Origin of the sequence: Trichocoleus sp. ST-U2 (assembly GCF_039961875.1) — a bacterium.
Taxonomy (GTDB): domain Bacteria; phylum Cyanobacteriota; class Cyanobacteriia; order Cyanobacteriales; family FACHB-T130; genus FACHB-T130.
The window spans coordinates 1-15,582 of the sequence record NZ_JAMPJY010000042.1; the positions used below are offsets into that span (position 1 = coordinate 1).

At 49.0% G+C, this 15,582-nt stretch carries 9 protein-coding genes; 7 read left to right on the forward strand and 2 right to left on the reverse strand.

What is annotated here, in order from left to right; all coding sequences use genetic code 11:
* Nucleotides 1-1,060 precede the first annotated feature (1,060 nt).
* From NC996_RS22005 to secA, 5 genes are all read left to right on the forward strand, one after another.
* Nucleotides 1,061-1,963, forward strand: a complete 903-nt coding sequence (locus tag NC996_RS22005) for an MBL fold metallo-hydrolase (RefSeq protein WP_190414088.1) — start codon at nucleotides 1,061-1,063, stop codon at nucleotides 1,961-1,963.
* 64 nt (nucleotides 1,964-2,027) lie between these two features.
* The gene (locus NC996_RS22010) at nucleotides 2,028-3,143 is read left to right on the forward strand and encodes a bifunctional riboflavin kinase/FAD synthetase (RefSeq protein WP_190682000.1); all 1,116 of its coding nucleotides are present in this window, start codon (nucleotides 2,028-2,030) and stop codon (nucleotides 3,141-3,143) included.
* A gap of 273 nt (nucleotides 3,144-3,416) precedes the next feature.
* Nucleotides 3,417-4,325 carry a MoxR family ATPase gene (locus NC996_RS22015; RefSeq protein ID WP_190414084.1) on the forward strand — a complete coding sequence of 303 codons (909 nt, stop codon included), beginning with the start codon at nucleotides 3,417-3,419 and terminating at the stop codon, nucleotides 4,323-4,325.
* A 111-nt stretch (nucleotides 4,326-4,436) separates the two neighbouring features.
* Entirely contained in the window at nucleotides 4,437-5,057 is a 621-nt protein-coding gene (locus NC996_RS22020; RefSeq protein ID WP_190682003.1) for a diheme cytochrome C, read from the forward strand.
* A gap of 246 nt (nucleotides 5,058-5,303) precedes the next feature.
* On the forward strand, nucleotides 5,304-8,120 hold the full coding sequence (gene secA / locus NC996_RS22025; protein ID WP_190682005.1) for a preprotein translocase subunit SecA: 2,817 nt from the start codon (nucleotides 5,304-5,306) through the stop codon (nucleotides 8,118-8,120).
* Nucleotides 8,121-8,165: 45 nt separating this feature from the next.
* Here the strand turns inward: secA and NC996_RS22030 are convergent, their stop codons facing one another.
* On the reverse strand, nucleotides 8,166-11,150 hold the full coding sequence (locus NC996_RS22030; protein ID WP_190682008.1) for a GAF domain-containing protein: 2,985 nt from the start codon (nucleotides 11,148-11,150) through the stop codon (nucleotides 8,166-8,168).
* Nucleotides 11,151-11,520: 370 nt separating this feature from the next.
* Between NC996_RS22030 and NC996_RS22035 the strand changes: the two genes are divergently transcribed.
* Entirely contained in the window at nucleotides 11,521-12,690 is a 1,170-nt protein-coding gene (locus NC996_RS22035; protein WP_190673762.1) for a quinone-dependent dihydroorotate dehydrogenase, read from the forward strand.
* 66 nt (nucleotides 12,691-12,756) lie between these two features.
* On the opposite strand, the gene NC996_RS22040 is transcribed toward NC996_RS22035, so the two are convergent.
* Nucleotides 12,757-13,944: a PAS domain S-box protein gene (locus NC996_RS22040; protein ID WP_199292331.1), complete on the reverse strand. Its 1,188-nt coding sequence runs from the start codon at nucleotides 13,942-13,944 to the stop codon at nucleotides 12,757-12,759.
* Nucleotides 13,945-15,170: 1,226 nt separating this feature from the next.
* Here NC996_RS22040 and NC996_RS22045 point away from each other — a divergent pair.
* Nucleotides 15,171-15,401, forward strand: a complete 231-nt coding sequence (locus tag NC996_RS22045) for a hypothetical protein (protein WP_190682010.1) — start codon at nucleotides 15,171-15,173, stop codon at nucleotides 15,399-15,401.
* The last annotated feature ends 181 nt before the right edge of the window (nucleotides 15,402-15,582 follow it).

The window sequence follows — 15,582 nt, forward strand, 5'->3', positions numbered from 1 at the left end:
GTGGATTGCACAACTTCCGTCTCAGCTATCGCTAGCTGGTGACAGCTTAGGGTGAAAGGAATAGAAACGATCCCACTTTTCTCTACAACCTCTTATTTCCGATTAAGTTTAATAAATACAATGATTCAGAGCTTACAAGACCTGGCAGAGGCTGGTAGCGGGTAGATATCTTTCCTTGCTTAATATGGCTGTGTATACCGAGCTGACGAAGATTGTTGAACTAGATATTCTAGGCGCACGCTAGATAATCAGTGACGCCAGAAGTGGAGGAGGTGACTGATGAAAGCACCTGAGTGCCAGAGTGCCCGTCACAAAAAGCGGTTTTTTGATGGCTTTATATTTTGCTCTGATTCAGATTCTGATATAGATGAGCTGCATTCCCAAAGAACGCCCTCAATCCCCCTCAATCTATATGTGGGCAACGAGTTCAGGAGAGCGTTGTGATTCTCAATCAACTCTTACTAAAAAAGTTTCACTCAACTAAGCGGCAGGCAATCTAGACTCAGACTTGGTAAGATCGATATAGAGAGGGAGAGATAATCTGCTCCTCTTAGGAAATTTTGCTCTCCAGGTGTGCAACTTCATCTGTCTACACAAGGCAAGTTTTATCCTCTAGCGACTTGTTTATATTTTGAAGGTGAGCTAGATCACAGATTACTGTTGCACAAGTGCCAGACGTTTTTACGACTAAACTGCTAAGCTTTTTAAATTAATCCAAAAGCTAGCGTCCTCCTAGTTTGGATGCGTGTCCTACCAGAGGCAATAGCGTAACTTAAAAAGTTTCCGTAAAAAACGCTTGCAAAAGCGGCATCTGTAATTATGCCAGGGAGCAGTTTTGAGTCATACTCAAATAGAAGAATAGGGTCTTCTGCCGGATCACTCTCTACGTCAGCCGCTGAATTGTTGAGCCTGGTTGAGCAACCAAGGCTTTTTGAGATTGGCTGGACTTTCCTCAAGCAAGCACGGTCCCAATCTCGTGCAGGCTTCTGGCATCAAACTATATGAACAATCAGTAAAACCTTTTTGATGACCCGCGATCGGAATCCTACAGGCAACACCCATGTCTAGCATGCAAAACCTATTCACAATTCACTTTTGGGGAGTAAGAGGAAGTATCGCCTGTCCGGGGCCGGAGACAGTCCGGTATGGCGGCAATACGCCTTGTGTTGAGATGAGAGTGGGTGGTGAACGCCTGATTTTCGATGGCGGCACTGGCCTACGAGTATTAGGGCAATCCCTGCTATCTCAAATGCCGGTGGAAGCTTATATGTTCTTCACCCACTCCCACTGGGACCACATTCAAGGGTTTCCTTTCTTTGTTCCTGCCTTTATTAAGGGGAATCGGTTTCATATTCATGGAACGGTTGCTCCGAACGGTTCGACGATTGAGCAGCGCCTGCGCGACCAAATGCTCCACCCAAATTTTCCCGTGCCTTTACAAATCATGGGAGCCGATTTGAAATTCTACGATTTGCCAATCGGGCAAAAGGTACAAATTGGAGAAATTACAGTCGAAAATGCCCTGTTAAACCATCCTGGGGAAGCTGTTGGATACCGCGTCAACTGGCGGGGTTGTGCTGCCGCCTACGTGACCGATACAGAACACTCCCCGACTCGCATGGATGAAAAAGTTTTGTGGCTGGCTCGGAATGCAGATGTCCTAATTTATGATGCTACCTACACGGATGAGGAATACGACTCACCCAAATCTTCTAAAGTAGGTTGGGGACATTCGACCTGGCAGGAAGCCGTGAAAGTAGCTCGTGCCGCGAATGTGAAAAAACTGGTAATTTTCCACCACGATCCGCTGCACAATGATGATTTTCTCGATCGGGTTGGCGAACAGGTGGCGCAAGAGTTTCCCGAAGCGATAATGGCGCGGGAAGGCTTGTCAATTCAGCTAGTGCCACAGAATCATCTGCCAAATGCGATCGCTGTCCAAGAAGCGGGCGTTTCTGCCTAAATTGGTCATTGGCTAATCCTTAATGACTAATGACGAACGACTAAATTATGTAAAAATGTAAAGCGTGTGGGTAACTTCTTCTCCTGACACTGCTCTAAAACCAACCGCTGTTGCCTTGGGAAACTTTGACGGTGTGCATCGCGGGCATCAACAGGTCGTCAAACCAATTTTGAAGGCTTCTGACGTTCCGGGTGTACCAACGCTTCCTCCATCGTCCCTGCATCGGCGGTTAGAATACCATTGGCAAAGCCAAAGTGAGGACACGGGACGGTCGCCTGAGACGAAAATTCTCAGTTCCAACGAACATCCCATCGCTACAGTGGTGACGTTTAATCCGCATCCGCGAGAGTTTTTTACAGGTCAACGCCGAGGACTGCTAACACCCCGACCCGAAAAAGTACGACAACTAGAGGCATTGGGTGTGGAACAGCTGGTGCTGTTGCCTTTTGACAGGGAACTGGCTGCTTTGAGTCCGCAGCAGTTTGTAGAAAAGATTTTGGTGGGACAACTCAGAGCGCAAAGTGTGAGTGTCGGAGAGGATTTTCGCTTTGGGTGCCAAAGAGCGGGTACGGGGGCGGACTTAAAAGCGATCGCGCACTCTTATGGCATCAGTGTTATCTTAGTGCCGTTGCAAACCTGTGAGGGCGAACGGATTAGCAGTTCAGTCATCCGTCAGGCGCTCCAAGAAGGAGACTTAGAGCAGGCAAACCGGCTACTAGGGCGTCCTTACACGCTCACTGGATTAGTCGTGAAAGGACAACAACTAGGCCGAACCATCGGATTTCCTACCGCCAACCTACAACTTCCTTCAGAAAAGTTTTTACCCCGACAGGGCGTTTATTGTGTCAGAGTTTATAGCGAAACCGAGGATGGTTCGGAAGCCACCGGGCAAACAGAAACAGGGAACGGGGAAGCCAAAGTAGCGGCGGACGCTTGTTCCTTGCCAATAGAGGGCATCGGCGTGATGAATATTGGCAATCGCCCCACGGTAGACGGTACCACCTCCACCGTAGAAGTTCACCTGTTAGATTGGGTCGGAGATTTATATGGAAAGACCTTAACTGTGAGCTTGGAACAGTTTTTGCGCCCCGAACAAAAATTTGCTTCCCTGGACGCGCTAAAGACGCAAATACAAGCAGACTGCGAGGCAGCAAGAGCCTTATTTAGGACTGAGGACTGAGGACTGAGGACTGAGGAGTCGAAGAGTGAGGAGCCAAAGAGTGAGGAGCCAAAGAGTGAGGGTTGAGGACTGAGGACTGCAATAGAGTGAGGTGAGATACAAATACAGGCAGACTGCGAGGCAGCAAGAGCCTTTTTAAGCGTGAATGGCTAAGCGGTCTCATTCGTCCATACTCAATCGTCATCAGTCATTGTTACTGTTCGCAGACAACAGGCAACAGACGACGGACAATGGACGAATTCACTACTGACGAATGACTAAAAAATAACGACTATGAGACAACGTATTGAGCAGCTGACGCAAAATCTGGGTCGCACAGTTGTCGGCAAAGCAGATGCCATTCGCTTAGTGCTAGTAGCCCTCCTTTCCGGTGGTCACGCCCTGTTGGAAGATGTCCCTGGCGTTGGTAAGACCCTGTTGGCTAAATCGCTGGCACGCTCGATTGACGGAAAGTTTCAACGCATTCAATGTACTCCGGATCTTTTGCCCACTGATATCACCGGCACGAATATCTGGAATCCCGCCGGACGCGAGTTTGAATTTCTGCCGGGACCCGTGTTTGCAAACGTGCTGCTGGCAGACGAAATTAACCGTGCCACCCCCCGCACCCAATCTGCTTTATTAGAAGTGATGGAAGAGCGACAAGTCACCGTTGATGGGGTTTCTCGCACCGTACCCAATCCGTTTTTTGCGATCGCAACTCAGAATCCAATTGAGTATCAGGGGACGTTTCCCTTGCCAGAAGCCCAAATGGATCGCTTCACGGTTTCCTTAACTTTGGGCTATCCCAGCGAGCAAGAAGAACTCCAAATGCTGCAACGGCTCGCTGAAGGCGTTAGGGTAGAAGATTTACAGCCCTGTATTTCCCTGGAAGACGTGCTGGAGTTACGGCGTCTGTGTGGCGGCGTGAAGGTAGAGGCGTCTTTGCAACAGTACATTCTCGACTTGGTGCGGGCGACGAGGGAAGATGAAGAAATTACCCTGGGTGCCAGTCCTCGCGGTACCGTTGCCTTGCAGCGAAGTACCCAAGCACTGGCTTTTTTGGAAGGGCGGGATTATGCTATTCCCGATGATGTGAAGTTCCTGGCACCTCACGTCCTTTCCCATCGTCTCATTCCATCGGGCGGTCGCCGTGCTAAGACGATTGTGGAGCGTCTGCTGCGCTCGATTCCGATTCCATAGACTTTTGTCCCTTGTCAGTTGTCTTTTGGTAGTAGGTAGTAGGTAGCAGGTAGTCGGTGTAACTCACAAACCACAACCCACGACCCATTACCCATTACCCAAGCATCCGTTATGCCAAAGCTTGTCCGGTCAAAAACCCGCTCCCGCTCTTTCCCTGGGCGAGAAGCCGCGCCTAAGGGCATCCGCAAGCGATCGCTTTTTACTTTGTTTTTGCTGCTCTTAGTCTGGAGCATCATCCTGGGATGGGGAATGGCAATGGCGATGGACGTTCAGAGCAAAGTCCCCATCGCCCAAATGTCCCCAACCACTGCCAACACAGCGACAGAAACAATTGGCACCGTCGATCCCGTTATCAGTCGCCTCGAATTGGGACAACAACTCTACCGGGATAACTGTTCCACCTGTCACATTGCCGTTCCCCCAGCCGTTCTGCCGATGGAAACCTGGAAAAATCTGCTGCAAGAGACGCACCAGCATTACGGGACGCATCTGCCGCGCATCATCACTCCCTCGCTTTTACTGATTTGGGATTACGTGAGAACTTACTCTCGTCCCCAACTAGAAAAAGAAACCGTGCCCTATCGGGTTACAGAATCTCGCTATTTAAAAGCACTTCATCCTCGCGTCGAACTGCCCCAGCCCGTAAAACTCTCTAGTTGCGTCACCTGTCACCCTGGCGCTAATCAATACAACTTCCGGGATCTGACTGCTGAATGGGAAAATTCACCCTAAAGTTAGACGGGATGCCCGTACCATCTCAGCCTAAGTGGAAATGATACGATGATTGATAAATGCCGAAGGTCGTTGGAGGCATAAAACCGCTAGGCAGAAAGATGAATCAAGTAGGACTTCTCCGCTGACTTCTGACTTCTGACTCCTAAGTTCATCCTTCATCCTTCATCCTGCGAAGAAAGCACCGCTATACGCGACAGCGAATCGCTAACATCCTTCATCCTTCTAAAGTTTCCTTTTGCTGCTATGTTTAAAAAATTACTGGGCGATCCTAACGCACGCAAGCTCAAAAAATACCAACCTTATGTTGTAGATATCAACCTCTTGGAAGAAGACATCCAAGCGCTGTCCGACGAACAACTGACGGGCAAAACGGCAGAATTTAAACAGAAATTGGAGAAAGCCAAGACAGCACGGGAACGCCAAGAACTGTTGGATGAGTTGCTCCCAGAAGCTTTTGCAGTCGTGCGGGAAGCAGGGCGGAGAGTTTTGGGAATGCGCCACTTTGACGTGCAGATGCTCGGTGGGATTGTTCTGCACAAAGGTCAAATCGCCGAAATGAAAACTGGGGAAGGAAAAACCCTGGTATCAACCCTACCGGCATACCTCAATGCCCTGACTGGCAAGGGAGTCCACGTAGTCACGGTCAACGATTACCTGGCGAGGCGCGACGCTGAGTGGATGGGTCAGGTGCATCGGTTCTTGGGCTTGAGCGTAGGGCTGATTCAATCGGGAATGGGGCCAAGCGAACGCCAGAAAAATTACGCCTGCGATATTACTTACGCCACGAACAGCGAACTAGGTTTTGATTACCTGCGCGACAACATGGCAACCTCAATGGCGGATGTGGTACAGCGTCCCCCGAACTATTGCATCATCGACGAAGTAGACTCGGTGTTGATTGACGAGGCGCGGACGCCGTTGATTATTTCCGGGCAAGTCGAGCGTCCAACTGAGAAGTACATGAAGGCGGCAGCGATCGCGTCGGCCCTGGAAAAGGAAGTTGAGAGCGACGGGAATAAGCAAGGGCATTACGAGGTAGATGAAAAAGCTCGTAACGTTCTGATGACGGATGAAGGGTTTGCCAGAGCAGAACAGCTGCTGGAAGTCAAGGATTTGTATGACCCCAACGATCCTTGGGCGCACTATATCTTTAATGCGATTAAGGCAAAAGAGCTGTTTAAAAAAGATGTAAACTATATCGTCCGCGACGGGGAAGTCGTGATTGTGGATGAGTTTACGGGGCGGGTACTCCCCGGTCGTCGCTGGAGTGACGGACTCCACCAAGCGATTGAGGCGAAAGAGCGGGTAGAAATTCAGAATGAAACGCAAACACTCGCGACGATTACTTATCAAAATTTCTTCTTGCTGTATGAAAAGCTCGGCGGGATGACCGGAACGGCAAAGACAGAAGAAGCCGAATTTGAAAAAATCTACAAACTGGAAGTTACGCAAATTCCCACTAATAGACCGAGCGGACGGGGAGATATGCCCGATGTGGTCTACAAGGTAGAGGCAGGGAAGTGGCGGGCGATCGCTGAAGAGTGTGCGGAAATGCACAAAGTTGGGCGACCCGTCCTTGTGGGAACAACCAGCGTAGAAAAATCAGAACTCCTGTCAACTTTGTTGAGCGAGCGAGAAGTGCCGCACAACCTGCTGAATGCCAAACCGGAAAATGTAGAGCGGGAGTCGGAAATTGTCGCTCAAGCCGGTCGCAAAGGGAAAGTGACGATTGCGACGAACATGGCGGGTCGCGGAACCGACATCATTTTGGGCGGGAATGCGGACTATATGGCACGCCTGAAGCTGCGGGAATACTTGATGCCCAAGATTGTGCAGCCGGAAGAAGAAGATAGTTTTGCCTTAAGTCAGGTGGCGGGAGCGCCAGGACGTGCCCCCGCGCAGGGGTTTACTCCCGGTAAGAAGGTGAAAAGCTGGAAGGTTAGCCCACAAATTTTCCCGACTCAGTTATCCAAGGATACGGAACAAAAGCTGAAAAGTGCGGTAGATTTTGCCGTACAGCAATATGGAGAGCGGAGCCTGCCAGAGTTGGAGGCAGAGGATAAGCTAGCCGTTGCCTCAGAAAAAGCACCGACGGATGACGCGGTCATCCAAAGGCTGCGGGAGGTTTACAACTTAATTCACAAAGAGTACGAACAATTTACGAGCGCCGAACACGAAGAAGTGATCCAGTTGGGCGGTTTGCACGTTATCGGCACAGAACGCCACGAGTCGCGCCGGATTGACAACCAGTTGCGGGGTCGCGCCGGACGGCAAGGAGACCCAGGCTCGACGAAGTTTTTCTTGAGTTTGGAAGACAACCTGTTGCGGATTTTTGGTGGCGATCGCGTCGCGGGATTGATGGATCGATTGCGGGTCGAGGAGGATATGCCCATTGAATCCGGGATGCTAACCCGGAGTCTGGAAGGGGCGCAGAAAAAAGTCGAAACCTACTACTACGACATCCGGAAGCAGGTATTTGAGTACGACGAGGTGATGAACAACCAGCGTCGCGCTATCTATGCCGAACGCCGCCGCGTCTTAGAAGGGCTGGATTTGAAAGAACAGGTGATTCAGTATGCCGAGCGGACAATGGATGACATTGTGGAGGCTTACGTCAATCCAGAATTACCTTCGGAAGAATGGGATTTAAACAGCCTTGTCGCCAAGGTGAAGGAATTTGTCAATCTGTTGGCAGATTTGGAGCCGTCCCATCTAGAAGACATGAGCGTTGGGGAAATCAAAACTTTCTTGCAAGAAGAAGTGCGAAAAGCCTACGACCTCAAAGAATCCACTGTCGATCAAATTCAGCCTGGTTTGATGCGCCAAGCCGAGCGCTTTTTTATCTTGCAGCAAATTGATACCCTTTGGCGGGAACACCTACAAGCAATGGACGCCTTGCGCGAGTCGGTAGGTTTGCGCGGCTACGGTCAAAAAGACCCGCTGATTGAGTACAAGCAGGAAGGATATGAGATGTTTCTGGACATGATGACGGATATCCGCCGTAATGTGGTGTATTCGTTGTTCCAGTTCCAGCCGCAGGTTCAGCCGCAAGCGGTGTAAAAGAATTAAAAATTAAAAATTGGGCATTCAATTTTTAATTTTTAATTAGACCATTGGTAGTAACAACCGAGTTAAGTAGCGGTGTCCTTCCATCTGGTAAAACTGGAGATCGCCGCCAAAAGAGCGCACGAAGCGTTGGCAAATCTTCAAGGTTGGTTCGAGATGGAAACCCGCTCCTACGGGTGTTGTCAAATCAAAACGTTCCGAATCGGTCATTAACAATTCCACGAGGGAAGCGCTGTCCTCTTGGGGAATTTTGACTTCAGCCTTGAGATGAATCCGGCTGTTTGCGGTTGCCTTACGAGCTGCGATCGCTAACAGTTCGGAGAGGACGCATTCCAGCTTAAGCAGGTCGCTATATACGTGAAGGTTGCTACCCACTCCTCCGATGGATACTTGAATCTGGCGCTGATGGTAGAGAGGTTGAACGAACCAGAGCGATCGCTTCAACACATTCACTAACGGCACCTTTGTCAGTCGGCGCTTCAGCTGCCACTGCTCCTCCTCCACAAGCGGGGCGAACTCCCCAAGGATATTCCCTAGTTCGCGGATGAGTTGTGAGGAATGCATACGCGCTAAAGATTTATCTGGAGGATGCCCTTTAGAAGGTACAGAACTCTCTGCACGATTGGTTTGTTCTCCCAGCGGGATGTCTGATAATCCCCCCCCTACAAGTTGATTCAGGCGGTTAAGGCGATCGGCGGCAGAGGAATGCAAGCTTGCCATACAACGATGTTTATACCAGTTCAGCTGTTCTAGGTTTCTGACTTGCCCATAGAGAGCGGCGTTTTCCAAGGTGTACTGGCGAATCCGAGCGAACTGTCCTATCAAGGTTTCCACAACCGGAAGTAAGTGTTCGGGCCACTGACGCTGGGGGCTGTCTGCCAGCACAACCAGACCACCGGAAGGATGAAGGGGAGTTGTTTCCTCCTTCGTCCTTCCGCCTTCATCCTGGGGGAGAGCCATGACCAGCAAGCAGCCGATACTGGCGCTGCTCAGCCATTGCCGGGATCTACCGGGGATTTGCGTGCCCCGCTTTTCTAGAAGACCCTCAGTCGTTAGAGCTTCCTGAATCAATGCATCGTTGAGTGGAACCGAAAGGTCGGGGGGAAGGGCAAACCGCGAGTTTGCCATCACCGCCGCCGCTACCTTGGCGTTTTCAATCCGAGAATCTTTCCGAGTGCCTCCCCAAGTAAGCAAGAGCGCTAGAGGAGATTGCAGCATCTCAGAGAGGAATTCCACCCAAGCCCGATCGAACCCGGCTGGGTCTGGCGGTGCCGATAAGAGAATCTTCAAGCCAGCCTGGAAGAAGGATTGGGCTGACTCTGAGAGTTGGGTGGAGGTTCTCATCTCCAAGGTGCGGACTGCCAAACTTAATTGTTGGCTGACGATGCCTAGTAATTGGCGCTCGGTTTGGTTCCAAGTTCGGGGGGTGTTATGACCAATGACAACAAGGGGTAAGTTCTCTTTCAGGTCTGGGTCAAGCTCAGAGGCGTTGCGACTGGACATCCGGCAGACTAAAAGCGATCGCACGCCTAAACCCGCCAAGCTCTCCCGCCAGCGACCCAGTCGCGGGTCTTGTTCCCAATCTTCAATCGCCACGGCTTCAGGACTTTCCTCAATTAGCTGCCGGTCAGCACCTGTAACAGCACTGAGGGAAGTTGTTAGGGGTCTTCTATTCAGTGGCTGGCGCTGGTAAACAACCGAATAATTTTCAGCTTTCTGTTTTGAGTTTTCAGTTGAACCTGGAGTAATCGGGAATGAGTCTTGTCCCCCATTCCCGAACCATGACCCATGACCACTTCTGGGTTGTTGCAGTACCAAAAAACGTTCTGCCCCCAGCCGCTTCAAGAGCAGTTGGGCACACTCATCTAAGGCTTTCTCAGCGTTTGTGTTGTCGGCGAGGATACGGGCACACTCTGCTACCAGTTGGGCATCCTGTTGGGTACGCTCAAGCGTTCCTTCTATCTCCTCACTTCCTGCCCCTAGGGAGATCAACTGAGCAGCCGCACGAATGTAGTTTTTTTCCGCTTCTTCCCAGATGCGAGCTTCATTGCCTTCCACTGCCAGAAAGCCCACCAGTTCCTGCTTTACCCGAATCGGCGCAGCCAAAAGGGAGCGTGCCCGCAACCTGGAGAGCAAGCGCCCGGTTACTTCGGCTTTTAGGGGGCTTCTACCCGCGCCAATGGCAATCAGCCGATTTTCATTCAGAGCTAGATAAAATTCGCTGACTTCTTGGACGGTAAGACCAGCAGCAGCACTGGCGGCTGAGGAAGCGAGTCCCCTAGATGTCTGGCGGTTGCCAACTCGGTGCCAAAAGTAGCGTCGCTCTGGGGAATACCAGTAGACGCTGGTGCGAGTTGGTCCAATAAATTGCTGCGTCATGGCTACCACAGCCTCTAGGCGTTGATCCATCGCAGGCATCCGCGCCATCTGGTCTAGCACCTGAAATAGTGGCTGGTCGGGGCGCTTGGTCGAGGAGTGCTGCCAGTCAAGTTCAATCTGGTACAGGGCAGCAGCTAATCCCCCAAATAGCATTGACATCTGGGCTTTTTCTCCCGGTCGAGGAGTGGCACCCCACAAGGACGATCCTAGTAGCACGACACCAAAACAACGGTCTTTGCAGCGCAAAGGATAAAAAAACGCACCCTGAATTCCAAATTGTTGAGCTGCTCGACGCCATTCTCCAGCCCGCACTTCTTCGCTGAGATTTGGGACGCCTAAGGAGCGCTGCTGGATGACTACCTGCTCCAGAAGGTCGCCGGGACTTAGGGTAAACTTACTTTTAAGAAATTTTGTGTCGCCGGTGGGAGTGACGCCGCCTTTGCCAAATAAACGGTGATCTAAGCGATCGTAGAGGCCAATCCAAATCAGGCGATAGTCAAACTCGGAGGCGAGATAATTCAGGGTGGTTTCGATGAGAACGTCAACATTCTCCTCTTCCCGCATGGTCTGAAGGACGCGCCCCAAGGCAACAAGTTGGTTTTCGTAGTCCGCTGGACTTTGGTCTGGAGTGTGGTGTTGATCCATGTTATTCAACCGCGACCCGACTCATTGCGATCGCTTGTCGCTTGTCAGATTTCTCACTTGAAAGTAGGACTGTTAGCGTAGCGGCGCTCTACTCGCGGATTGCCCGACCAAACCAGAGCGTCTCAAAAAGAAAGATTTTCAGCTTGTTCGTTGTGAAACTTTGCTCATCGGTGAGTGTCTTAAAACTCGGAAGTCGGGCGTGCGGGAAAGAGACTTTCATGTTTTTGGTATGAACTTTGTTCGTGGGTGTCTCTTGCAAAGCTTGTAATATCTAGAATGCCCTTACTTGAGGATAGTCGGTTGTCAATTATTAGTTATTTTTGTTTTCTTTTTTACCAATGACTAATGATTAACGACGAATGATTAAATTATGGATATCTATCAACTCGCAATTCGTCCGGCATTATTTTCTGGATTGAAAGCCGATCCAGAATGGCTGCATCAACAAACGCTCCATCTGTTCAGCACTCTTGCCGGTTCGCCTTCTCATCCCCCCAAAAGCTGGATTGTTGCACAATTACAGCAATCTTACGCCAAGAGAGATGTTCGCTTAGAACAAACTTTGTGGAAGCTAAAGTTCCCCAATCCAGTGGGTCTAGCCGCTGGATTTGATAAGGATGGCGTCGCGGCTGGGATTTGGCCTAGTCTCGGCTTCGGCTTTGCGGAACTCGGTACCGTAACCTTACACGCGCAACCGGGAAATCCCCGTCCTCGCTTGTTTCGCTTGCCGATGGACAAAGCCGCCCTCAACCGGATGGGATTTAATAACCAAGGGGCAGCGGCAATGGCGCAAAGGTTGGAAAGCTGGAGTGGAAAGTTAAAAGCTGAAAATTCCAACCTTCAACCTTCAACCTTCAACATTCCCCTCGGAATTAATCTAGGTAAATCTAAGATAACGTCACTAGAGGCTGCGGCTGCTGACTATCTGGGTAGTTTTCGCCTTTTGAAGGATTTGGGAGATTACTTTGTCGTTAACGTTAGCTCACCCAATACACCGGGATTGCGAAGTCTCCAGTCTTCGGATCAGCTGAGTCTGATTCTAGATGCCCTGCAACAGGAAAATCAAGGACAAAAACCTCTACTGGTAAAGATTGCCCCAGATTTGGAGTGGGAAGCGATCGCTTCTGTGATTGAACTTGCTAAAAATTACCAACTGGCTGGGATCATCGCCACTAACACCACTATCCGGCGCGATCATCTAAAAACCCAGATACTTTCCCCAACTGGTAAACCCGTGAGTGAAGAAGCCGGTGGCATCAGCGGTGCCCCTTTAAGAGAACGTTCTACCGAAGTCATTCGCTTTATCTTCACGCAAACGCAAGGTCAACTGCCCATTATCGGCGTCGGCGGCATCTTCACTGCCCAAGATGCCTGGGAGAAAATCGCGGCGGGTGCTAGCCTGATCCAGGTTTACACTGGCTGGATTTATGAAGGTCCTTGGATGGTACGCCGCATTCTGGAGGGTCTGTTGCAAAAATTGCAGGAACACAGCTTAGCGTCCCTCTCTGACGCCGTTGGCATAGACAGTCTTCAGACTTGATTTCAAGCTACCCACTGTCACTTGTTAATCAACCAACAACTGATAACTCACCCCTAACCGCTTACTCTAGAAGCTTCCCTCTTTGAGGATAATGTGGTATTTGGAGTCAAAGGAAATCTTTCCTTCTTGCTGTAACTTCCCTAACAAACGGGTAATTGTCACTCTGGTGACGCAGCAGGCATTGGCAAGGTCTTGATGGGTGAGACGAACGCTCAAACGAGTTCCCTGCGGCACAGGTTCGCCAACTTCCTGTTTCAGCAGCAACAATAGATTCTGCAAGCGGTCTTGCAATCGTCGCTGACCAGAAATCGCCAAAAGCGATTCTGTCTGCCGCAACCGCAAATTAATTTTCGGTAAAATAGTCTGGGCAAGATGAGGGGAGGCTGTTATCTCTGAGAGGGAAATGTTAACTATCTGCACGTCCGAGACGGCAGTTGCTTGATAGGTTGACAGGGCGGTTAAACAAGAGCCAAAAGGCATCGAAGGACCGACTAACCCTACCAGCACCTCTTCACAATTGTCACTCATCGTACTCAGCTTCACCAAACCCCGACACACTAACCACAGGTTTTGAGGGTCGAGGGGAATGATTTCTCCTTTGGAGTAAGCCTGTACAGGGCGATCTTGCTTGAGGTCGTAGTTATTTTTTTCTAGCGCCTTCTCTACCCGCTTGCGCTCAGTGATATCGCGAATCAGCCAACGCAATGTGACGGCTTTGCCTTCCCCATTATTATGAGTAGTGGCGACTGTTATCCCCGCGTCAAAAATCTCACCTTTACGGGGCTGTAGGCGTACTGTCCACTCATATACTCGTTGCTGCTCATGCAGCCGAGTCAGTTCGTTACGAAAGATTCGACGTTCTTCTTGAGGAATGAAGATGACAAACGGTTTGCCCACTAAAAACTCTGGCGACACGTTGAGCAGTTTAGCAGCAGCGCGGTTGGCTTCTCGGATTGTCCCTTCTGCATCCGTCACCAGGTAGCCTTGCGGTGCTAACTCGAACAGATCCTGGTAGCGGTGGCGTTCGGCTTCCAACGCCTGTCGTGCGGCTACAAGTTCCTCATTCTGCTGGCGTAGTTCCTCTAGCGCCACTTGTAGCGTTTCCGAGGCGATGCCCAACTCCTTGAAGGCGACTGGCAGTAGCTCTGGCTCTTTAGGCGGAGCGATGGTTGCCCCTTTGTACAGCTCAGCTAATCGCCAGTTAATTTGCTGAATTTGTTGGGCAAATAAGTTCACATTTATTTCATTTTTCATAGTTTTACCTTCACTAAGGGCATGATTGAGAACTTCTTACCCTCTATCAAGTTCACTGCTTTTTTCCTTTTAACATTCCTTTCTCTAATTGCGCCCTTCCAAAAGAGGCAATCCTTGCTCCCCCTATTTATCTATTTATTAAATGAATAAATTAAATATGCAAATAGCGGCAAAAAGTAAATTTTATTTAACTAATGTATATTCAAGCTTATTTTTTGAGATTATGGAAATAATTAGGGTTTTCTAACTAAATATTTAGCGATTGGAAAATCTTTGATGTACAACACCCTGTAGTGCGGAACGGAGCGCAATGTGAGTAAAGCACAAGGGAGATTCTATCACTCTCTGCATACGCTTTGCGATCGCTTCACAAAGTTGCTTTGCACTAAGCACCGCTTCGTTAACGAACGCAATCAAGAGTTCAGTTACGCGGGGTATGAAAAGACAAGTTTTGAAAGAACCTAATTAAAATTGCTTGTGATTTTTAATACAAGTATTTAATGAGTTTACATCAATCTATTTCTTCAGATGGATGCAGGCGAAGAGAATAAAAGTTAAGCCTTAGATAATCGTTATCCTGCCGCAAGAAGCTGCAACGGGATATACTGACAGACAACACCAAGCCCCTAGAAAGCAACTGATAGGGGCTTTTTGTATTCAGAATTGCAAATAGATTTAAGGTTCGCTGATTCCTCTAGTGTAAGCGAAAAATCAGGTTGAATGAGAATAATTTCGTTTATTTATTAGCGATACAATTTTAGCTAAACAGTTAAAAACTCTGCTAGAAATACTGAAACCGTTATGTATGCGATCGCGTAGCAGCGTCTTCTGGAAGTTCTCTAAGCTGTAATCTGCCGCAAACACAAATAAAAACCTCCTGAGAAACTGCAATAGAAGGTTTTTTTGGATGCGCGATCGCGTGATAATTTTATCTTCTGTTCATCCTATCTTAGAAGTGCAAAGAAATCGTCGCGCTCGCCGTTTAAAACTGCTTATATTTTATAAAACAGATGTCTCAAAGCTGTGGCTCTTACGCTTGTTTTGACAACCTTAGTGTTCTATCCACGATACCGCCATTTTTCCTAACCATAGGTTTTGTGCTTCCAATCACAGATAAATTTAACATTCAACCCAGCCCTGTGGTAGAAGTTTGGTAAAACAGTAACGGGTAAAGTTCCAAAGGTGCATTCTTACGGAGTTGGGCAAACTGCCCTAGCAGTTTTTGTATGCAAAAACAAGAAGTTTCCCTATCTGTGTCATCGCCCCATTGCGTTTTGAAAAACTTCCAGGCTTCCTCATCATTAGCCACAGAGGAAGATACCAATCAACGCCAGCGATTAACCTTCCCCCACCCAGATTACAGTTCGCTTTGTGTTTGGCAGCTTCCCACCTTACCTCGCCACTATCGCATTCGCGAAATATCAGTATTTCCTAGACTGCTAAAACTAGGGATATAAATAACAGTAGACTTTATAAAGCTAAAACATTAAAGAATGTTGTAAAAATCAAGATGTTTTGTGAATGATGGGAATAAGTAATGATTTTTGGTTACCTATTTATAAATAATTGAGCGGAGGCAATTAATCTTTAATTAGCCTACCTGTTAATTAACTATAAAATTAGTTATAGAGGGTTGTA